The sequence below is a fragment of the Kitasatospora sp. NPDC059648 genome (assembly GCF_042734825.1).
Classification (GTDB): domain Bacteria; phylum Actinomycetota; class Actinomycetes; order Streptomycetales; family Streptomycetaceae; genus Kitasatospora.
Map to the genome: position 1 here is coordinate 45,957 of NZ_JBHWDU010000029.1, position 18,214 is coordinate 64,170.

Below are 18,214 nucleotides of genomic sequence, written 5' to 3' on the forward strand. Positions count from 1 at the left end.
TGAGCAGCGGCCGGCCCGTCGACTCTCGTTGACGATCAGGAGAAAGCTGTGATCCAGCAGGAGTCGCGACTGCGTGTTGCCGACAACACTGGTGCCAAGGAGATCCTTTGCATCCGTGTTCTCGGTGGCTCCGGTCGCCGCTACGCCGGAATCGGGGACGTCATCGTCGCGACCGTCAAGGACGCGATCCCCGGTGGTTCGGTGAAGAAGGGTGACGTCGTCAAGTGCGTCGTCGTCCGCACCGTCAAGGAGCGCCGCCGTCCGGATGGCTCGTACATCCGCTTCGACGAGAACGCCGCTGTCGTGCTGAAGAACACCGAGGGTGACCCCCGTGGCACCCGCATCTTCGGCCCGGTCGGCCGCGAGCTGCGCGACAAGAAGTTCATGAAGATCATCTCGCTGGCGCCGGAGGTGCTCTAACCCATGGCGAACAGCATGAAGATCAAGAAGGGTGACCTGGTCCAGGTCATCACCGGCAAGGACAAGGGCAAGCAGGGCAAGGTCATCCAGGCCCTGCCGGCCGAGAACAAGGTCCTGGTCGAGGGTGTCAACCGGGTCAAGAAGCACACCAAGCCGGGTCCGGGTACCCAGGGTGGCATCGTGACCGTCGAGGCCCCGGTGCACGTCTCCAACGTCCAGCTGGTCGTGGAGAAGGACGGCAAGAAGGTCGTCACCCGCGTCGGTTACCGCTTCGACGACCAGGGCAACAAGATCCGCGTTGCCAAGCGGACCGGTGAGGACATCTGATGTCTGAGACGACTGTTGAGAAGGTGGCCCCCCGCCTCAAGGAGCGTTACAACTCCGAGATCAAGGGCCAGCTGCAGGAGCAGTTCTCGTACGAGAACGTCATGCTGATCCCCGGCCTGGTCAAGGTCGTGGTCAACATGGGTGTCGGCGAGGCCGCCCGTGACAGCAAGCTGATCGAGGGCGCGATCCGCGACCTGACCGCGATCACCGGTCAGAAGCCGGCCGTGACCAAGGCTCGCAAGTCCATCGCGCAGTTCAAGCTGCGCGAGGGCCAGCCGATCGGCACCCACGTCACCCTCCGCGGTGACCGTATGTGGGAGTTCCTGGACCGTCTGGTTTCGCTGGCCCTGCCGCGAATCCGTGACTTCCGTGGCCTCTCCCCGAAGCAGTTCGACGGCCGTGGCAACTACACGTTCGGTCTGACCGAGCAGGTTATGTTCCACGAGATCGACCAGGACAAGGTCGACCGTCAGCGCGGTATGGACATCACCGTCGTGACCACCGCTCAGACCGACGACGAGGGCCGGGCGCTCCTGCGCGCTCTGGGCTTCCCGTTCAAGGAGGCGTGAGCCAATGGCGAAGAAGTCCCTCATCGCGAAGTCCGAGCGCAAGCCGAAGTTCGGCGTCCGGGCCTACACCCGGTGCCAGCGCTGCGGCCGTCCGCACTCGGTGTACCGCAAGTTCGGCCTCTGCCGTGTCTGCCTCCGTGAGATGGCGCACCGCGGCGAGCTGCCGGGCGTGACCAAGAGCTCCTGGTAATCCAGCGCTCTAGGCACAGCTAGCGACGCAGAGGTGCCCGACCCCACACCGCCCGCCCGTCTCACATCGCTGAGGTTTGGGCTGCCGTACGGATTCCCGTAAGGTGGTGGGGTCGGGCCCCCTGCCACGGCTTCCCCATGGATGCCCGTGGCCCTTCCACGGAAGGGCTCGCACCCAGTCTTACTACGTCGCAGGTCCCCTGCGCTTGTGCCCCTGACGAACTCGGAAGAGTGCGGCAGGGGGACCTGGCGCGGAGAAACCACGGCGAGAGAGGCCTGAGGCCATCATGACCATGACCGACCCCATCGCAGACATGCTCACGCGTCTGCGTAACGCGAACTCGGCGTACCACGACTCTGTCGCGATGCCGTCGAGCAAGATCAAGGCGCACGTCGCCGAGATCCTGCAGCAGGAGGGTTACATCTCCTCCTACAAGGTTGAGGAGCCCGCCGAGGGCGAGGTCGGCAAGAAGCTGACCATCGAGCTCAAGTTCGGCCCCAACCGTGAGCGCTCCATCGCCGGCATCAAGCGCATCAGCAAGCCGGGTCTGCGTGTTTACGCAAAGTCCACCAACCTGCCGAAGGTGCTCGGCGGCCTGGGCGTGGCGATCATCTCCACGTCGTCCGGCCTCCTGACCGACAAGCAGGCCGCCAAGAAGGGCGTAGGCGGAGAAGTTCTCGCCTACGTCTGGTAATTCGGGAAACGGAGGTACAGCAATGTCGCGTATTGGACGGCTGCCCATCCAGGTCCCCGCTGGCGTGGACGTCACCATCGATGGCCAGACGGTCTCGGTGAAGGGCCCCAAGGGTTCCCTCACCCACGTCGTCGCTGAGCCGATCGAGATCGGCAAGGGCGAGGACGGCACCGTGCTCGTCACCCGCCCGAACGACGAGCGTCGCTCGAAGGCCCTGCACGGCCTGACCCGCACGCTGGTGGCGAACATGATCACCGGTGTGACCGCGGGCTACCGCAAGTCGCTGGAGATCAGCGGTGTCGGCTACCGCGTGAACGCGAAGGGCTCCGACATGGAGTTCTCGCTCGGTTACAGCCACCCGATCCTGGTCACCGCGCCGGAGGGCATCTCCTTCGTCGTCGAGTCGCCCACCAAGTTCCACGTGGACGGCATCGACAAGCAGAAGGTCGGCGAGATCGCCGCGAACATCCGCAAGCTGCGCAAGCCCGACCCGTACAAGGCCAAGGGCGTCAAGTACGCGGGCGAGGTCATCCGCCGCAAGGTCGGAAAGAGTGGTAAGTAAGCGATGAGCGTCTCTGTCAAGATCGGCAAGGGCAACGCCTACAAGAGCGCCGCTCGCAAGCGCCGCGCGATCCGCGTTCGCAAGCGCGTCGTCGGCACCGAGGTGCGTCCGCGTCTCGTCGTGACGCGCTCGAACCGTCACATGGTCGCCCAGGTCATCGACGACGCCAAGGGTCACACCCTGGCGTCGGCGTCCACCCTCGACGTGTCCATCAAGGGCGCCGAGGGCGACAAGACCGAGCTGGCCAAGAAGGTCGGGAGCCTGGTCGCCGAGCGCGCCAAGGCCGCCGGCATCGAGTCGGTCGTCTTCGACCGCGCGGGCAACCGGTACGCCGGCCGCATCGCCGCCCTGGCGGACGCGGCCCGTGAGGCCGGGCTCGACTTCTAAGCCGCTCGTCGACTCTGTCGACGGACGTAAACGAGAGAGGTAATTCCAATGGCTGGACCCCAGCGCCGCGAAGGCGGCGCCGGTCGCGGCACGGGTGGCGAGCGGCGCGACCGTAAGCGTGACGGTCAGGGCAACGCCCAGGCTGTCGAGAAGACCGCTTACGTGGAGCGCGTCGTCGCGATCAACCGTGTCGCCAAGGTTGTCAAGGGTGGCCGTCGCTTCAGCTTCACCGCGCTCGTCGTGGTGGGCGATGGCGAGGGCACCGTGGGTGTCGGTTACGGCAAGGCGAAGGAGGTTCCGGCCGCCATCGCCAAGGGCGTTGAGGAGGCCAAGAAGAACTTCTTCCGCGTCCCCCGTATCCAGGGCACCATCCCGCACCCGGTTCAGGGTGAGAAGGCCGCCGGCGTCGTGCTGCTGAAGCCCGCCGCCCCCGGTACCGGTGTTATCGCCGGTGGTCCGGTGCGTGCCGTCCTGGAGTGCGCCGGCATCCACGACATCCTGTCGAAGTCGCTCGGCTCGGACAACGCGATCAACATCGTGCACGCCACCGTGGCTGCTCTGAAGGGCCTCGTGCGCCCCGAGGAGATCGCCGCCCGTCGTGGCCTGCCGCTGGAGGACGTGGCCCCCGCCGCTCTGCTGCGGGCGCGTGCTGCTGGGGTGAGCGCCTGATGGCTCGCCTGAAGATCACGCAGACCAAGTCGTACATCGGCAGCAAGCAGAACCACCGTGACACCCTGCGTTCGCTCGGCCTGAAGCGCATGCACGACGTCGTGGTGAAGGAGGACCGTCCCGAGATCCGCGGGATGGCCCACACGGTCCGTCACCTGGTGACGGTTGAGGAGGTGGACTGATCATGGGCGACAACCCGATCAAGATCCACAACCTGCGTCCCGCCCCGGGTGCCAAGACCGACAAGATCCGCGTGGGTCGTGGTGAGGGCTCCAAGGGTAAGACCGCCGGTCGTGGTACCAAGGGCACCAAGGCCCGCTACCAGGTTCCGCAGCGCTTCGAGGGTGGCCAGATGCCGCTCCACATGCGTCTGCCGAAGCTGAAGGGCTTCAAGAACCCGTTCAAGATCACGTTCCAGGTCGTCAACCTCGACAAGCTGGCCGAGCTCTACCCGCAGGGTGGCGAGGTCACGGTCGAGGACCTGGTCGCCAAGGGCGCGGTTCGCAAGAACTCCCTCGTCAAGGTGCTCGGCACCGGCGAGGTCTCGGTTGCGCTGCAGGTGACGGTCGACGCCGTCTCCGGCTCGGCCGCCGAGAAGATCAAGGCCGCCGGCGGTACGGTCACCGAGCTCGTCTGAGCCCGCTGAACCCGCCGGCAACCGGCTTCGAGCCCCGCACCTCCTCCGGGAGGTGCGGGGCTCGTGCTTTTACCGGCCCTTTCACTCCGGGGCCGAAATCGGGTGGCACCGCCCCTCGTTCTTTTGTGTGGCAAAACCGGGCATCCCGTACCCCCATGAGTGGGGGAGGGGCCGTACGCGCTTCTTTCGAGTGGCCGCGCACTGTTAGAGTCCGTGGAGTTCCCTTGTAGGCTGCGCGTAGGCTCGCCTGTGCCGTCTGTACGGGAGCCCGAACCGCAAACTCCCCATTCCAGGACCGACCCTCCCGCCGACGACGCGCGGGAGGCGCAGGAGGCACCGTGCTCAGTGCGTTCGCGCGGGCGTTCCAGACGCCCGACCTGCGCAAGAAGCTGCTGTTCACGCTGGGCATCATGGTGCTGTTCCGGCTGGGCTCGCACATTCCGATCCCGGGCGTGAGCTTCACGGCCGTGAACGAGTGCGTGAAGGAGACCAAGAACAACGGCCTCTTCGGGCTCGTCAACCTGTTCAGCGGTGGCGCGCTCCTCCAGCTGACGATCTTCGCCCTCGGCATCATGCCGTACATCACGGCGAGCATCATCCTCCAGCTCCTCACCGTCGTGATCCCGCGACTGGAGGCGCTGAAGAAGGAGGGCCAGGCCGGTACGGCGAAGATCACCCAGTACACCCGCTACCTGACCATCGCGCTCGCCGTGCTCCAGGGCACCGGCATCGTGGCGACGGCCTCCAGCGGTGCGCTGTTCTCGGGCTGCCCGCTGGCCAACCAGATCGTGCCGGACACCTCGGTGTTCCGGATCGCCGTCATGGTGATCACGATGACGGCCGGCACCACGGTCATCATGTGGCTGGGCGAGCTGATCACCGACCGCGGCATCGGCAACGGCATGTCGCTGCTGATCTTCACCTCGATCGCCGCGCAGTTCCCGTCCTCGATGTGGGCCATCAAGCAGTCCGGCACCATCGGCGGCGGCTGGGTCGAGTTCCTGTCCGTGGTCGCGGTCGGCGTCATCGTCGTGATGTTGGTCATCTTCGTCGAGCAGGCCCAGCGCCGGATCCCGGTCCAGTACGCGAAGCGGATGATCGGCCGCCGGGCGTTCGGCGGCACCTCGACCTACATCCCGCTCAAGGTGAACCAGGCCGGTGTCATCCCGGTCATCTTCGCCTCGTCGCTGCTGTACATCCCCGCCCTGGTGGTCCAGCTGACCAACAGCCAGGCCGGCTGGGCGGTGTGGATCAAGCAGAACTTCGTCAAGGGTGACCACCCGATCTACATGGCGACGTACTTCCTGCTGATCGTCTTCTTCGCCTTCTTCTACGTCGCCATCTCCTTCAACCCCGAAGAAGTTGCCGACAATATGAAGAAGTATGGTGGCTTCATCCCGGGTATCCGGGCCGGCCGGCCGACGGCCGAGTACCTGAACTACGTGCTGACCCGAATCACGTGGCCGGGTTCGCTCTACCTGGGCCTGATCGCGTTGATCCCGATGATCGCCCTGGTCGCCTTCGGACAGCAGACCAACTTCCCGTTCGGCGGCACCAGCGTGCTCATCGTCGTCGGCGTCGGACTCGAAACTGTGAAGCAGATCGAGAGCCAGCTCCAGCAGCGCAATTACGAAGGGTTCCTCCGCTGATGCGTATCGTCCTCGTTGGTCCTCCCGGGGCCGGGAAGGGTACTCAGGCGCACCTGCTCGCCAAGACCCTGTCCATCCCCCACATCTCCACCGGAGACCTGTTCCGCGCCAACATCGGCCAGGGCACCCCGCTGGGGCTTGAGGCCAAGAGCTACATGGACGCGGGTCGCCTGGTGCCGGATGAGGTCACCATCGGGATGGCCAAGGACCGAATGCTCCAGGCCGACGCCGCCAACGGCTTCCTGCTCGACGGCTTCCCCCGCAACCTGGGCCAGGCCAAGGCGCTCGACGAGTTCCTCGCCGAGCAGGGCATCGAGCTGGACGGCGTGCTGGACCTGGAGGTCCCCGAGGACGAGGTCGTCCGCCGGATCGCCGGCCGCCGCCTGTGCCGCAACGACGGGGGCCACGTCTTCCACGTGGACTACAACCCGCCGAAGGTCGAGGGCGTCTGCGACGAGTGCGGCGGCGAGCTGTACCAGCGCTCGGACGACACCGAGGAGAAGGTGCGGACCCGCCTGGAGGTCTACCACACGGAGACCGAGCCGATCATCGACTACTACGTCCAGCAGGGCCTGGTGGCGACCATCCCGGCCCTCGGCAAGGTGGACGAGGTCACCCAGCGTGCGATCGAGGCGCTGAAGCAGAACGGCTGAGGTTCCTCAGCGAGGTACGACGTACGGCCGGGTCGCCCGTGGAGCGGGCGGCCCGGCCGTTTCGGCGTCGTACGGTGGTAGGCAGTGGCAATCCGGACTTGGAAGGCGTGACCCTGATGGTGGAGATCAAGACCCCCGAGCAGATCGCGAAGATGCGAGCGGCCGGGCTGGTCGTCGCCGAGGCGCTGAAGGCCTGCCGCGCGGCGGTCGCTCCCGGGGTGACCACCCAGGAGCTCAACGACATCGCCGACAAGGTGATCACCGACCACGGCGCCACCTCGAACTTCCGCGCCCACCACGGCGGCCTGTGGTTCCCCGGGGTGATCTGCGCCTCGGTGAACAACGAGGTCGTGCACGGCATCCCCGGTGACCGGGTGCTCCAGGAGGGCGACCTCATCTCGATCGACTGCGGCGCGATCCTGGACGGCTGGCACGGCGACTCGGCGATCACCGTGGCGGTCGGCGAGGTCCGCCCGGAGGTCGAGATGCTGAGCCGGGTGACCGAGGGCTCGATGTGGGCCGGCATCGCCCAGATGAAGAAGAGCAACCGCCTGGTGGACGTCTCCAAGGCGATCGAGGGCTACATCCGCCGCCAGCCGCTGCCGCCCAAGGGCAAGTGGGGCATCACCGAGGGCTACGGCGGCCACGGCATCGGCACCGCGATGCACATGGAGCCGCACGTGCTGAACTACGTCGAGCGCGGCCGCGGCAAGGGCCCGAAGCTCGTCCCCGGCACCGTGCTGGCGATCGAGCCGATGGTCTCGCTGGGCACCCCGCACACCACCGTGCTGGACGACGACTGGACGGTCGTCACCAACGACGGCACCTGGGCCTCGCACTGGGAGCACTCGGTGGCCGTCACCGAGCAGGGCCCGCTGGTGCTGACCGCCTTCGACGGCGGCAAGGCCGAACTCGCCAAGCTGGGCATCACCGCAGCTCCGGACCCGCTGGCCTAGTCGCCGCGGCGGTGAACCGCCGTCCCTGACGAGGGGTCAGAGCCCTGGAGGTTTGGACCTCCAGGGCTTTTGTCCTATTTTTATCGGCTGGCAGGGCAGTCCACGGCTTACGAGCGAGCAGGAGAGAGCAACGTGCTCAAGGGATTCCGCGACTTCATGATGCGCGGCAACGTCGTCGACATGGCCGTCGGTGTGGTCATCGGCGCCGCGTTCACCGCGGTGGTGTCCGGCTTCGTGTCCGCCTTCCTCACCCCGCTGCTCGGCGTGGTGATCGGCGCGGCCGGCGACTTCAGCTCCTACAAGGCGACGATCGCCCACGTCACCTTCCCGTACGGCCAGTTCCTGAACGTGCTGATCGCGTTCTTCATGACCGCCGCGGTGCTCTACTTCTGCGTCGTGCTGCCCGTCACCAAGGCCACCGCGCGCTACCTGCCGAAGAAGCCGAAGGCCGCGAAGCGCCCCTGCCCCGAGTGCCTGACCGAGATCCCCGAGGCCGCCCGCCGCTGCTCGGCCTGCACCGCCCACGTCGAGCCGCTGACCGTCTCCACCGGGGCCTGAGCATCCGGGTGTGACACCGGACTCCTTCGGGGACCCCCGTTTTGGTCAGTGGCGCGCGCTGGCGTAGGATGGACCGTCGGCTCACTCGTAGCGTGCTTCAGCACGCCCTCTTCCCCTCGGGGGTGGGGTGAACCCAGGTTCGCACGAGCGTTCCGCATACGGTAGCCGGTCCCGGAAGGTGGATCTCGCAGTTCATGGCTAAGAAGCAAGGCGCCATTGAGATCGAGGGCACCGTGATCGAGTCTCTTCCGAACGCGATGTTCAAGGTCGAGCTGCAGAACGGTCACAAGGTCCTCGCGCACATCAGTGGCAAGATGCGCATGCACTACATCCGCATCCTGCCGGACGACCGGGTGGTCGTGGAGCTCAGCCCCTACGACCTCACGCGCGGCCGGATCGTCTACCGCTACAAGTAAGAACGTCAGATCTAGACCCGGAGAACCTGAAACATGAAGGTCAAGCCGAGCGTCAAGAAGATCTGCGACAAGTGCAAGGTGATCCGCCGCCACGGCCGGGTCATGGTGATCTGCGACAACCTGCGCCACAAGCAGCGCCAGGGCTGATCTCTCCCCAGCATTTCTCGTAGTACTTCGCGCGACGCGAAAACGTCATAAGCGGGTCACCCGATCCGTCCCCCGCGGGACGGACTGCCGCCCCCGGTCAGAGGCCGGGGCTCCCTCACCGTGAGGTGTCGGAGTAGGTGGCACGCCAGACCTCTGAAGAACCACAGGAGCCTTGAATGGCACGCCTCGCCGGCGTTGATCTCCCCCGTGAGAAGCGGATCGAGATCGCCCTCACCTACGTGTACGGCATCGGCCGTACCCGCGCCCAGCAGACCCTCGCCGAGACCGGCGTCAACCCGGATGTCCGCGTTCGCGACATCTCCGAGGAAGACCTGGTCAAGCTGAGCCAGTACATCGACGCCAACTACACGGTCGAGGGTGACCTCCGCCGTGAGGTGGCCGCCGACATCCGCCGCAAGGTCGAGATCGGCTGCTACGAGGGTCTGCGTCACCGCCGTGGCCTGCCGGTCCGCGGCCAGCGCACCCACACCAACGCGCGTACCCGTAAGGGCCCGCGTCGCGCGATCGCCGGTAAGAAGAAGCCGGGCAAGAAGTAGTCCGTCCCGTAACCGGACATCCCTCCGGCCCGCGGGTCAGCGGACCGACCACCTCAGTAGGAGAACAGACTTATGCCCCCCAAGGGTCGTCAGGCTGCCGGCGCGAAGAAGATCCGCCGCAAGGAAAAGAAGAACGTCGCTCACGGCCACGCGCACATCAAGAGCACGTTCAACAACACCATCGTTTCGATCACCGACCCGTCGGGCAACGTGATCTCCTGGGCCTCCGCCGGCCACGTCGGCTTCAAGGGCTCGCGCAAGTCCACCCCGTTCGCCGCGCAGATGGCCGCCGAGGCCGCTGCCCGTCGCGCGCAGGAGCACGGCATGCGCAAGGTTGACGTCTTCGTGAAGGGTCCGGGCTCCGGCCGCGAGACCGCGATCCGTTCGCTCCAGGCCACCGGCCTGGAGGTCGGCTCGATCCAGGACGTCACCCCCACCCCGCACAACGGCTGCCGTCCGCCGAAGCGCCGCCGCGTCTGACGCAGCGCCTTCGGGCACGCGGGTTCTGCTTTAAACCTCGTACGGGGTCCCGTTTTCCGCGGGACCCCGTACGCTTGGCATGAGGCCATCGCCTCATGGCCATTCGTTCGGCGTCAAATAGTGGGCGCCGAAGACTGGAGGATCGAAACCCCATGCTTATCGCTCAGCGTCCCTCGCTGACCGAAGAGGTCGTCGACGAGTTCCGCTCCCGGTTCGTGATCGAGCCGCTGGAGCCGGGCTTCGGCTACACCCTCGGCAACTCCCTGCGCCGCACGCTCCTGTCGTCGATCCCGGGTGCCGCTGTCACCAGCATCCGCATCGACGGCGTCCTGCACGAGTTCACCACCGTGCCGGGCGTCAAGGAGGACGTGACCGACCTCATCCTCAACATCAAGCAGCTGGTCGTCTCCTCGGAGCACGACGAGCCGGTCGTGATGTACCTGCGCAAGCAGGGCCCGGGTGTCGTCACCGCCGCCGACATCGCCCCGCCGGCGGGTGTCGAGGTGCACAACCCCGAGCTGGTCCTCGCCACCCTCAACGGCAAGGGCAAGCTGGAGATGGAGCTGACCGTCGAGCGCGGTCGCGGCTACGTCTCCGCCGTCCAGAACAAGGCCTCCGGCCAGGAGATCGGCCGCATCCCGGTCGACTCGATCTACAGCCCCGTGCTGAAGGTCACCTACAAGGTCGAGGCCACCCGTGTCGAGCAGCGGACCGACTTCGACAAGCTGATCGTCGACGTCGAGACCAAGCCCGCCATGCGTCCGCGCGACGCCATGGCCTCGGCCGGCAAGACCCTGGTGGAGCTGTTCGGCCTCGCCCGCGAGCTGAACATCGACGCCGAGGGCATCGACATGGGCCCGTCCCCGACGGACGCCGCCCTGGCCGCCGACCTGGCGCTGCCGATCGAGGAGCTGGAGCTCACCGTCCGCTCCTACAACTGCCTCAAGCGCGAGGGCATCCACACCGTGGGTGAGCTCGTCGCCCGCTCCGAGGCCGACCTGCTCGACATCCGCAACTTCGGTGCGAAGTCGATCGACGAGGTCAAGGCGAAGCTGGCCGGCATGGGCCTGGCCCTCAAGGACAGCCCGCCCGGGTTCGACCCGACCGCCGCCGCCGACGCCTTCGGCGCCGACGACCTGGACGACGCGGGTTACGCGGAGACCGAGCAGTACTGAGAGACTTGACCGCGGGGGCGGTTCCCCGGAACCGCCTCCGTCGTCATGAAAGCCGTACGGGCACAGTGCCCGTACGCCCGCTGCGGTACCTGGTACGGCCGCAGTCGGAGATTCAAGGAGTAATTCCATGCCGCGTCCCACCAAGGGTGCCCGTCTGGGCGGTGGCCCGCACCACGAGCCGCTGCTGCTCGCCGGTCTGGCCCGTGAGCTGTTCCAGTACGGCCGCATCACCACCACCGAGGCCAAGGCCCGCCGCCTGCGCCCGCTGGCGGAGAAGCTGATCACCAAGGCGAAGAAGGGCGACATCCACAACCGTCGCCTGGTGCGCAAGACCATCACCGACGTCTCGGTGCTGCACACCCTCTTCACCGAGATCGCGCCGCGCTACGAGAACCGCCCGGGTGGCTACACCCGCATCACCAAGATCGGTCCCCGTCGTGGCGACAACGCCCCGATGGCCGTGATCGAGCTGGTCGAGGCGCTGACCGTCGCGCAGACCGCCGTCGGCGAGGCCGAGGCCGCCACCAAGCGCGCCGTCAAGGAGGCCGACGAGGCCGCCGCCGTCGAGACCAAGGCCGACGAGGCCGAGGCCGCCGAGCAGGCCTGACACCTCCAGGTGTGTTGCGGGCCCGTTCTCCCAGCGATGGGGGAGCGGGCCCGTTCCTGGTTTCCGAGGTCCCCGGGAGAAGAGAAGCAGTGGTCAACGATTGCGCCGAGCAGCCGCCGGTGAAGGACGGCCCGGCCGACGGGTACGTCCGGGTCCGGCTCGACCTCGCCTACCAGGGCGCCGAGTTCTCCGGCTGGGCCCGCCAGAAGGGCGGCCGCCGGACGGTCCAGGAGGAGATCGAGACCGCGCTGCAGGTCGTCACCCGCAGTCCGGAGCCGTTCCCGCTGACCGTGGCCGGTCGCACCGACGCCGGAGTCCACGCCCGCGGCCAGGTCGCCCACGTCGACCTGCCGGCCGAGCTGTGGGAGGCGCACCGGGAGAAGCTGCTGCGCCGACTGGCCGGGCGGCTGCCCGGGGACGTGCGGATCTACCGGGTCGGCGAGGCGCCGGCCGGGTTCGACGCCCGCTTCTCGGCGATCTGGCGCCGGTACGCGTACCGGGTCGCCGACCACCCCGGCGGGGTCGACCCGCTGCTGCGCGGGCACGTGCTCTGGCACGACCGGCCGCTGGACGTGGAGAAGATGAACGCGGCCGCGGAGCTGCTGCTGGGCGAGCACGACTTCGCCGCGTACTGCAAGAAGCGCGAGGGCGCCACCACCATCCGCACCCTGCTGGAGCTGCACTGGGACCGCGTCCCGGTGGACACCTACGCGAGCCAGGAGGGCACCCTCGCGGTGGCCACCGTCCGGGCGGACGCCTTCTGCCACAACATGGTCCGGGCACTGGTCGGCGCGATGCTGCTGGTCGGCGACGGGCACCGGCCGGTGGAGTTCCCCGGCGAGGTGCTGGCCGGCGGGGTCCGCAACTCGGCCGTCAACGTGATCCGGCCGTACGGGCTCACCCTGGAGGAGGTCGGCTACCCGCCGGACGACCAGCTCGCCGAGCGGAACCGTCAGGCCCGGCGGATGCGCACCCTGCCCGGGCAGCCCGCCGCCTCGTAATCCGTTTTGGCCCGGGGCGTCGGCTTGGGACAATCCTTCCCATGGGACACGTCGAGATTTCGCACCTTGAGTACTACCTGCCGGACGGGCGGGTGCTGTTCGACGACGCGTCCTTCCGGGTCGGCGAGGGTGCCGCGGTCGCCCTGGTCGGCGCCAACGGGGCGGGCAAGACCACCCTGCTGCGCATGATCGCGGGGGACATCCAGCCGCACGGCGGCTCGGTGACGATCAGCGGCGGGCTCGGCGTGATGCGCCAGTTCGTCGGCACCACCGGCCGCGAGGACCAGTCCGCGACCCCGGGCGCGCTCCCGGCCGACGCATCGGTGCGCGACCTGCTGGTCTCGGTCGCCCCCGAGCGGATCGCCGAGGCGGCCCGCGCGGTGGACGCCGCCGAGCTGGCGATGATCGCCCAGGACGACGAGAAGACGCAGATGGCCTACGCCCAGGCGCTCTCCGACTGGGCGGACGTCGGCGGCTACGACTACGAGACCGACTGGGACGTCTGCACCACGGCCGCCCTGGGCGTGCCCTTCGACAAGGCCCAGTGGCGCGCTCTGAACACCCTCTCCGGCGGCGAGCAGAAGCGGCTGGTGCTGGAGGCGCTGCTGCGCGGCCCCGAAGAGGTGCTGCTGCTCGACGAGCCGGACAACTACCTGGACGTCCCGGCCAAGCGCTGGCTGGAGGAGGCCATCAGGGCCACCTCGAAGACCGTCCTGTTCATCTCGCACGACCGGGAGCTGCTCTCCCGCACCGCCGACAAGATCATCAGCGTCGAGTCCGGCGGCGCCGGCAGCAGCGTCTGGGTGCACGGCGGCGGCTTCGACACCTTCCATGAGGCCCGCAAGGCCCGCTTCGAGCGCTTCGAGGAGCTGCGCCGCCGCTGGGACGAGGAGCACGCCAAGCTCAAGAAGCTGGTCGTCACCCTGCGCCAGGCCGCCGCCGTCAGCTACGAGATGGCCTCGCGCTACGCGGCCGCCCAGACCAGGCTGAAGAAGTTCGAGGACGCCGGCCCGCCGGAGGCGCCGCCGCGCGAGCAGAACATCACCATGCGGCTCAAGGGCGGGCGCACCGGCGTGCGCGCCTTCACCATGGAGCGGCTGGAGCTCACCGGCCTGATGCAGCCCTTCGACCTGGAGGTCTTCTACGGCGAGCGGGTCGCGGTGCTGGGCGCCAACGGTGCCGGCAAGTCGCACCTGCTGCGGCTGCTGGCCGGCGACACCACGGTCGAGCACACCGGCTCCTGGAAGCTCGGCGCCCGGGTCGTCCCCGGCCACTTCCGGCAGACCCACGCCCACCCGGAGCTGTTCGGCCGCACCGTCCGGTCCATCATCGAGGAGGAGCACGCGCTCAGCCGCGGCGCCGCGATGGGCGCGCTGCGCCGGTACGAGCTGGACCGCCAGGAGGAGCAGAAGTTCGAGTCGCTGTCCGGCGGGCAGCAGGCCCGGCTGATGATCCTCAAGCTCGAACTCGACGGTGTGACGGCCCTGTTGCTCGACGAGCCGACCGACAACCTTGACCTGGAGAGCGCCGAGGCACTGCAGGCCGGCCTGGAGGCCTTCGACGGCACGGTGCTGTGCGTCACCCACGACCGCTGGTTCGCCAGGACCTTCGACCGCTTCCTGGTGTTCGGCGCCGACGGGAGGGTCTTCGAGTCGCCCGAGCCGGTCTGGGACGTCACGCGGGTCGAACGCGAACGCTGAGTGACCGGAGGGCGGGCGCCGGGCGATTTTTGACCGCTTCCCGCCCGCCCGGTAACCTGGACGCTTGATGTGCGTATTGGCTCGCTCTATCTCACGTGAGAGGTCGGTACGCCGGAGACATCAGGTCGACGACCAGCGGTCCCCCTTGAATTGCGTCCAAGGTTGGCCAGGCTGCTCTTCCGTCCGGGTGCTCCTGTCAGGACTCACTCACTGAAAAGCGAAGGCTACGACCGTGCGTACGTACAGCCCCAAGCCCGGCGACGTCCAGCGTCAGTGGCACGTCATCGACGCGACCGACGTCGTGCTCGGCCGCCTGGCTTCCCAGGCCGCCAACCTCCTCCGGGGCAAGCACAAGGCGATCTACGCGCCGCACGTTGACACTGGTGACTTCGTCATCATCATCAACGCCGACAAGGTGCACCTGTCCGGTAACAAGAAGACCCAGAAGCTGGCCTACCGCCACTCGGGCTTCCCGGGCGGTCTGCGCTCGGTGCGCTACGACGACCTGCTGGCGAACAACCCGGAGAAGGCCGTCGAGAAGGCCATCAAGGGCATGATCCCCAAGAACAGCCTGGGCCGCCAGATGCTCTCGAAGCTCAAGGTCTACTCGGGCGACCAGCACCCCCACGCTGCCCAGCAGCCGGTGCCGTTCGAGATCACCCAGGTCGCGCAGTAATTCGGCCACCAAGCCCCCCAACACTGAAAAGAGCTGAGGAACACCGTGGCCGAGACCACTGAAACCCTTGAGGTCGACTTCGACGAGGCCGTTGAGGCCGTCGAGGGCGAGTACACCTCCGAGGAGAGCTACACCTCCGAGTCGCTGGCCGGCCGCTTCGGCGAGGCCACCCCGGGCGCCGGCCTCGGCCGTCGCAAGGAGGCGATCGCCCGCGTGCGCATCGTCCCCGGCACCGGCCAGTGGAAGATCAACGGTCGCACCCTTGAGGACTACTTCCCGAACAAGGTGCACCAGCAGACCGTGAACGAGCCCTTCAAGCTCCTGGAGCTGGACGGCCGTTACGACGTCGTCGCCCGCATCAGCGGTGGCGGCGTCTCCGGCCAGGCCTACGCGCTGCGCCTCGGCGTCGCCCGTGCCCTGAACGAGGCCGACGTGGACAACAACCGCGGCGCCCTCAAGAAGGCCGGCTTCCTGACCCGTGACGCCCGCGCCGTCGAGCGCAAGAAGGCCGGTCTGAAGAAGGCCCGCAAGGCGCCGCAGTACAGCAAGCGCTAATCGCGTCCCCGGGGGTGCGGTCCGCCCTGGCGGCGCACCCCCTGGTTGCGCAAACCGTCGCCCCGGAGTACCTCGTGTACTCCGGGGCGACGTGTTCCCCGGCTAACGTGCGGCGGCCGGGATCATCGGTGGGTTCCGAGCATGGTGATGGAGGACGGGACAGTGGGACGACTCTTCGGTACGGACGGCGTACGCGGTGTGGCCAACGAGGGCCTGACGGCGGAGCTGGCGCTCGGCCTGTCGGTCGCGGCCTCCCACGTGCTCGGCGAGGCCGGCGCCTTCGACGGGCACCGGCCGGTCGCGGTGGTCGGCCGTGACCCCCGTGCCTCGGGCGAGTTCCTGGAGGCCGCGGTCATCGCCGGCCTGGCGAGCTCCGGCGTCGACGTCCTGCGGGTCGGCGTGCTGCCCACCCCCGCCGTCGCCTACCTCACCGGGGCGCTCGGCGCCGACTTCGGTGTGATGCTGTCCGCCAGCCACAACGCCATGCCGGACAACGGCATCAAGTTCCTCGCCCGCGGCGGCCACAAGCTGGACGACCGGATCGAGGACGCGATCGAGGCCCACTACCGCAAGCACACCGTCGGCGGCGAGGACTGGAACCGCCCGACCGGCGCGGCCGTCGGCCGGGTGCGCGAGTACACCGAGGGCTTCGACAAGTACGTCGCCCACCTGATCGGCGTGCTGCCCAACCGTCTTGACGGCATCAAGGTCGTCATCGACGGCGCCCACGGCGCCGCCGCGTACGTCGCCCCCGAGGCCTTCGCCCGGGCCGGCGCCGAGGTCGTGCACACCCTGGGCACCGAACCGACCGGCCTCAACATCAACGACGGTGTCGGCTCCACCCACCTCGACCGGCTGCGCGCCGCGATGAAGGAGCACGAGGCCGACCTCGGCATCGCCCTGGACGGCGACGCCGACCGCTGCCTGGCCGCCGACGCCGAGGGCAACGAGGTGGACGGCGACCAGATCATCGCCATCCTCGCCGTCGCCATGAAGGAGGCCGGCACCCTGCGCCGCAACACCGCGGTGGCCACCGTGATGTCCAACCTCGGCTTCAAGCTGGCGATGGAGCGCGAGGGCGTCGACCTGGTGGAGACCGCCGTCGGCGACCGCTACGTGCTGGAGGCGATGAAGGAGCACGGCTTCGCGCTGGGCGGCGAGCAGTCCGGCCACGTCATCCTGCTGGACCACGCCACCACCGGGGACGGCACCCTGACCGGCCTGATGCTGGGCGCCCGACTGGCCGCCACCAAGCAGCCGCTGGCCGACCTGGCCGCCGTGATGACCCGTCTGCCGCAGGTGCTGATCAACGTCAAGGGCGTCGACAAGAGCCGGGTGCGGACCAGCACCGGGCTGGCCGTCGCCGTCGCCGCGGCCGAGGCCGAGCTGGGCGCCACCGGCCGGGTGCTGCTGCGCCCCTCCGGCACCGAGCCGCTGGTCCGCGTCATGGTCGAGGCCGCCGACCCGGCGCAGGCCGAGACCGTCGCCCAGCGACTGGCCGAGGCGGTGCGCACGCACCTGGGCTGAGCCCCGGACACGCCGAAGGGCCTCCGCCTCGCGCGGGGGCCCTTCGCGTCGTGTCCCGGCGGCGCCTCAGAGCTTGCGCAGCAGCGCCCGGCGGACCTTGTGGTCGGGGCCCTTCTGCAGGACCAGGGTGGCCCGGCCGCGGGTGGGCAGCACGTTCTCCAGCAGGTTGGGCTTGTTGATGGTGCGCCAGACCTGCCGGCCGTACTCCATCGCCTCCTCCTCCGGCACCTCGGTGAAGCGGCGGAAGTAGGAGTTCGGGTCCTGGAAGGCGGTCTGCCGCAGCTTGCGGAAGCGGTCCAGGTACCAGTGCTCGATGTCGTCGGTGCGGGCGTCGACGTAGATCGAGAAGTCGAAGTAGTCGGCCACCGCGAGCCGGGTGCGGCCGTCGGTGCCCGGCAGGGCCGGCTGGAGCACGTTCAGGCCCTCGACGATCAGGATGTCCGGGCGCTCCACGGTCAGCCGCTCGTCGGGCACGATGTCGTACACCAGGTGTGAGTACACCGGCGCGGTGACCCGCTCCTTGCCCGCCTTCACGTCCGCGACGAAGCGCATCAGCGCCCGGCGGTCGTACGACTCCGGGAAGCCCTTGCGGGCCATCAGGCCGCGGCGGCGCAGTTCGGCGTTGGGCAGCAGGAAGCCGTCGGTGGTGACCAGCTCGACCCGGGGGTGCTCGGGCCAGCGGGCCAGCAGGGCCTGGAGCAGTCGGGCGGTGGTGGACTTGCCGACGGCGACCGAGCCCGCCACGCCGATGATGAACGGGGTGCGGGTGCGCTCGGTGTCCGGCGTGTCCAGGAACGTGCCCAGCGCGCCGCGCAGTTCGTGCGTGGCGTGGATGTACAGGTTCAGCAGCCGCGACAGGGGCAGGTAGACGTCGCGGACCTCGTCGAGGTCGAGGGCCGTGCCGAGGCCGCGCAGCTGCTCCACCTCCTGGGCGGTCAGCGGCAGCGGCGTACGCTCGCGCAGCGCGCTCCATTCGGCCCGGCTGAGGTCCACGTAGGGGGACGGGGACGGGCCGGGCGCGGCAGCGCCCCGCGTACAGAGTTCGGTCAGCACATGCTCCATTGTGAGCCGTAGCGGTGTTCACCGTGGTTGTGGTGTCGGT

The 18,214-nt window shown here is 68.4% G+C and carries 26 protein-coding genes; 25 read left to right on the plus strand and 1 reads right to left on the minus strand.

Annotated features, from left to right (window positions below; all coding sequences use genetic code 11):
- Positions 1-48 precede the first annotated feature (48 nt).
- From rplN to glmM, 25 genes are all read left to right on the plus strand, one after another.
- The gene (gene rplN, locus ACFV1W_RS19175) at positions 49-420 is read left to right on the plus strand and encodes a 50S ribosomal protein L14 (protein ID WP_030232481.1); all 372 of its coding nucleotides are present in this window, start codon (positions 49-51) and stop codon (positions 418-420) included.
- Between the two features lie 15 nt (positions 421-435).
- Positions 436-747: a 50S ribosomal protein L24 gene (gene rplX, locus ACFV1W_RS19180; RefSeq protein WP_270151185.1), complete on the plus strand. Its 312-nt coding sequence runs from the start codon at positions 436-438 to the stop codon at positions 745-747.
- Positions 747-1,316, plus strand: coding sequence for a 50S ribosomal protein L5 (gene rplE / locus ACFV1W_RS19185; RefSeq protein ID WP_030280779.1), 570 nt, complete (start codon positions 747-749; stop codon positions 1,314-1,316). The genes rplX and rplE overlap by 1 nt, the downstream gene beginning before the upstream one ends.
- A gap of 4 nt (positions 1,317-1,320) precedes the next feature.
- The gene (locus tag ACFV1W_RS19190) at positions 1,321-1,506 is read left to right on the plus strand and encodes a type Z 30S ribosomal protein S14 (protein WP_030055830.1); all 186 of its coding nucleotides are present in this window, start codon (positions 1,321-1,323) and stop codon (positions 1,504-1,506) included.
- Positions 1,507-1,792: 286 nt separating this feature from the next.
- Positions 1,793-2,200, plus strand: a complete 408-nt coding sequence (gene rpsH, locus ACFV1W_RS19195; RefSeq protein ID WP_207810340.1) for a 30S ribosomal protein S8 — start codon at positions 1,793-1,795, stop codon at positions 2,198-2,200.
- 22 nt (positions 2,201-2,222) lie between these two features.
- Positions 2,223-2,762, plus strand: coding sequence for a 50S ribosomal protein L6 (gene rplF, locus ACFV1W_RS19200; protein WP_380418013.1), 540 nt, complete (start codon positions 2,223-2,225; stop codon positions 2,760-2,762).
- Between the two features lie 3 nt (positions 2,763-2,765).
- Positions 2,766-3,149 carry a 50S ribosomal protein L18 gene (rplR, locus tag ACFV1W_RS19205; protein ID WP_030280785.1) on the plus strand — a complete coding sequence of 128 codons (384 nt, stop codon included), beginning with the start codon at positions 2,766-2,768 and terminating at the stop codon, positions 3,147-3,149.
- A gap of 48 nt (positions 3,150-3,197) precedes the next feature.
- Positions 3,198-3,818, plus strand: a complete 621-nt coding sequence (gene rpsE / locus ACFV1W_RS19210; RefSeq protein ID WP_207810342.1) for a 30S ribosomal protein S5 — start codon at positions 3,198-3,200, stop codon at positions 3,816-3,818.
- Positions 3,818-4,000, plus strand: a complete 183-nt coding sequence (gene rpmD / locus ACFV1W_RS19215; protein WP_030055835.1) for a 50S ribosomal protein L30 — start codon at positions 3,818-3,820, stop codon at positions 3,998-4,000. Before rpsE ends, rpmD begins: the two co-directional genes overlap by 1 nt.
- 2 nt (positions 4,001-4,002) lie before the next feature.
- The gene (gene rplO, locus ACFV1W_RS19220; RefSeq protein WP_030280790.1) at positions 4,003-4,455 is read left to right on the plus strand and encodes a 50S ribosomal protein L15; all 453 of its coding nucleotides are present in this window, start codon (positions 4,003-4,005) and stop codon (positions 4,453-4,455) included.
- Between the two features lie 338 nt (positions 4,456-4,793).
- Complete coding sequence (gene secY / locus ACFV1W_RS19225; RefSeq protein ID WP_380418015.1) at positions 4,794-6,104, plus strand: preprotein translocase subunit SecY; 1,311 nt, start codon at positions 4,794-4,796, stop codon at positions 6,102-6,104.
- A complete protein-coding gene (locus tag ACFV1W_RS19230) occupies positions 6,104-6,757 on the plus strand; it encodes an adenylate kinase (protein ID WP_380418016.1) in 654 nt (217 codons plus the stop codon). The genes secY and ACFV1W_RS19230 overlap by 1 nt, the downstream gene beginning before the upstream one ends.
- Before the next feature lie 116 nt (positions 6,758-6,873).
- Entirely contained in the window at positions 6,874-7,713 is an 840-nt protein-coding gene (map, locus tag ACFV1W_RS19235; RefSeq protein WP_380418018.1) for a type I methionyl aminopeptidase, read from the plus strand.
- A 132-nt stretch (positions 7,714-7,845) separates the two neighbouring features.
- Entirely contained in the window at positions 7,846-8,271 is a 426-nt protein-coding gene (gene mscL, locus ACFV1W_RS19240; RefSeq protein WP_380418019.1) for a large conductance mechanosensitive channel protein MscL, read from the plus strand.
- A gap of 194 nt (positions 8,272-8,465) precedes the next feature.
- On the plus strand, positions 8,466-8,687 hold the full coding sequence (infA, locus tag ACFV1W_RS19245; RefSeq protein WP_003956442.1) for a translation initiation factor IF-1: 222 nt from the start codon (positions 8,466-8,468) through the stop codon (positions 8,685-8,687).
- A 33-nt stretch (positions 8,688-8,720) separates the two neighbouring features.
- Complete coding sequence (gene rpmJ / locus ACFV1W_RS19250; protein WP_003956441.1) at positions 8,721-8,834, plus strand: 50S ribosomal protein L36; 114 nt, start codon at positions 8,721-8,723, stop codon at positions 8,832-8,834.
- A gap of 176 nt (positions 8,835-9,010) precedes the next feature.
- Positions 9,011-9,391: a 30S ribosomal protein S13 gene (gene rpsM / locus ACFV1W_RS19255; RefSeq protein ID WP_097237495.1), complete on the plus strand. Its 381-nt coding sequence runs from the start codon at positions 9,011-9,013 to the stop codon at positions 9,389-9,391.
- 72 nt (positions 9,392-9,463) lie between these two features.
- Positions 9,464-9,871, plus strand: a complete 408-nt coding sequence (gene rpsK / locus ACFV1W_RS19260; RefSeq protein WP_014136257.1) for a 30S ribosomal protein S11 — start codon at positions 9,464-9,466, stop codon at positions 9,869-9,871.
- Between the two features lie 152 nt (positions 9,872-10,023).
- The gene (locus tag ACFV1W_RS19265; RefSeq protein WP_030055844.1) at positions 10,024-11,046 is read left to right on the plus strand and encodes a DNA-directed RNA polymerase subunit alpha; all 1,023 of its coding nucleotides are present in this window, start codon (positions 10,024-10,026) and stop codon (positions 11,044-11,046) included.
- A gap of 127 nt (positions 11,047-11,173) precedes the next feature.
- Entirely contained in the window at positions 11,174-11,653 is a 480-nt protein-coding gene (rplQ, locus tag ACFV1W_RS19270) for a 50S ribosomal protein L17 (protein WP_380418021.1), read from the plus strand.
- Between the two features lie 89 nt (positions 11,654-11,742).
- Positions 11,743-12,654 carry a tRNA pseudouridine(38-40) synthase TruA gene (gene truA / locus ACFV1W_RS19275; RefSeq protein ID WP_380418023.1) on the plus strand — a complete coding sequence of 304 codons (912 nt, stop codon included), beginning with the start codon at positions 11,743-11,745 and terminating at the stop codon, positions 12,652-12,654.
- A gap of 41 nt (positions 12,655-12,695) precedes the next feature.
- Positions 12,696-14,354, plus strand: coding sequence for an ABC-F family ATP-binding cassette domain-containing protein (locus tag ACFV1W_RS19280; RefSeq protein ID WP_380418024.1), 1,659 nt, complete (start codon positions 12,696-12,698; stop codon positions 14,352-14,354).
- Between the two features lie 232 nt (positions 14,355-14,586).
- Positions 14,587-15,030 carry a 50S ribosomal protein L13 gene (gene rplM / locus ACFV1W_RS19285; RefSeq protein WP_030055846.1) on the plus strand — a complete coding sequence of 148 codons (444 nt, stop codon included), beginning with the start codon at positions 14,587-14,589 and terminating at the stop codon, positions 15,028-15,030.
- Between the two features lie 45 nt (positions 15,031-15,075).
- Positions 15,076-15,585 (plus strand): 30S ribosomal protein S9, encoded by a 510-nt coding sequence (rpsI, locus tag ACFV1W_RS19290; protein WP_380418026.1) that lies wholly within the window; start codon positions 15,076-15,078, stop codon positions 15,583-15,585.
- Positions 15,586-15,747: 162 nt separating this feature from the next.
- On the plus strand, positions 15,748-17,112 hold the full coding sequence (gene glmM, locus ACFV1W_RS19295; RefSeq protein ID WP_380418028.1) for a phosphoglucosamine mutase: 1,365 nt from the start codon (positions 15,748-15,750) through the stop codon (positions 17,110-17,112).
- A 66-nt stretch (positions 17,113-17,178) separates the two neighbouring features.
- Here the strand turns inward: glmM and coaA are convergent, their stop codons facing one another.
- Complete coding sequence (coaA, locus tag ACFV1W_RS19300; protein WP_380418029.1) at positions 17,179-18,174, minus strand: type I pantothenate kinase; 996 nt, start codon at positions 18,172-18,174, stop codon at positions 17,179-17,181.
- Between the last annotated feature and the right edge of the window lie 40 nt (positions 18,175-18,214).

Coding starts and splice junctions, on each gene's coding strand:
- rpmD (WP_030055835.1), top strand. CDS start 3,818: ATGGCTCGCCTGAAGATCACGCAGACCAAGTCGTACATCGGCAGCAAG.
- map (WP_380418018.1), top strand. CDS start 6,874: ATGGTGGAGATCAAGACCCCCGAGCAGATCGCGAAGATGCGAGCGGCC.
- coaA (WP_380418029.1), bottom strand. CDS start 18,174: ATGGAGCATGTGCTGACCGAACTCTGTACGCGGGGCGCTGCCGCGCCC.
- ACFV1W_RS19230 (WP_380418016.1), top strand. CDS start 6,104: ATGCGTATCGTCCTCGTTGGTCCTCCCGGGGCCGGGAAGGGTACTCAG.
- rpsM (WP_097237495.1), top strand. CDS start 9,011: ATGGCACGCCTCGCCGGCGTTGATCTCCCCCGTGAGAAGCGGATCGAG.
- rpsH (WP_207810340.1), top strand. CDS start 1,793: ATGACCATGACCGACCCCATCGCAGACATGCTCACGCGTCTGCGTAAC.
- ACFV1W_RS19190 (WP_030055830.1), top strand. CDS start 1,321: ATGGCGAAGAAGTCCCTCATCGCGAAGTCCGAGCGCAAGCCGAAGTTC.
- rplE (WP_030280779.1), top strand. CDS start 747: ATGTCTGAGACGACTGTTGAGAAGGTGGCCCCCCGCCTCAAGGAGCGT.
- ACFV1W_RS19265 (WP_030055844.1), top strand. CDS start 10,024: ATGCTTATCGCTCAGCGTCCCTCGCTGACCGAAGAGGTCGTCGACGAG.
- rpmJ (WP_003956441.1), top strand. CDS start 8,721: ATGAAGGTCAAGCCGAGCGTCAAGAAGATCTGCGACAAGTGCAAGGTG.
- rplO (WP_030280790.1), top strand. CDS start 4,003: ATGGGCGACAACCCGATCAAGATCCACAACCTGCGTCCCGCCCCGGGT.
- rpsK (WP_014136257.1), top strand. CDS start 9,464: ATGCCCCCCAAGGGTCGTCAGGCTGCCGGCGCGAAGAAGATCCGCCGC.
- ACFV1W_RS19280 (WP_380418024.1), top strand. CDS start 12,696: ATGGGACACGTCGAGATTTCGCACCTTGAGTACTACCTGCCGGACGGG.
- rplX (WP_270151185.1), top strand. CDS start 436: ATGAAGATCAAGAAGGGTGACCTGGTCCAGGTCATCACCGGCAAGGAC.
- infA (WP_003956442.1), top strand. CDS start 8,466: ATGGCTAAGAAGCAAGGCGCCATTGAGATCGAGGGCACCGTGATCGAG.
- rplF (WP_380418013.1), top strand. CDS start 2,223: ATGTCGCGTATTGGACGGCTGCCCATCCAGGTCCCCGCTGGCGTGGAC.
- rplR (WP_030280785.1), top strand. CDS start 2,766: ATGAGCGTCTCTGTCAAGATCGGCAAGGGCAACGCCTACAAGAGCGCC.
- rpsE (WP_207810342.1), top strand. CDS start 3,198: ATGGCTGGACCCCAGCGCCGCGAAGGCGGCGCCGGTCGCGGCACGGGT.
- rplQ (WP_380418021.1), top strand. CDS start 11,174: ATGCCGCGTCCCACCAAGGGTGCCCGTCTGGGCGGTGGCCCGCACCAC.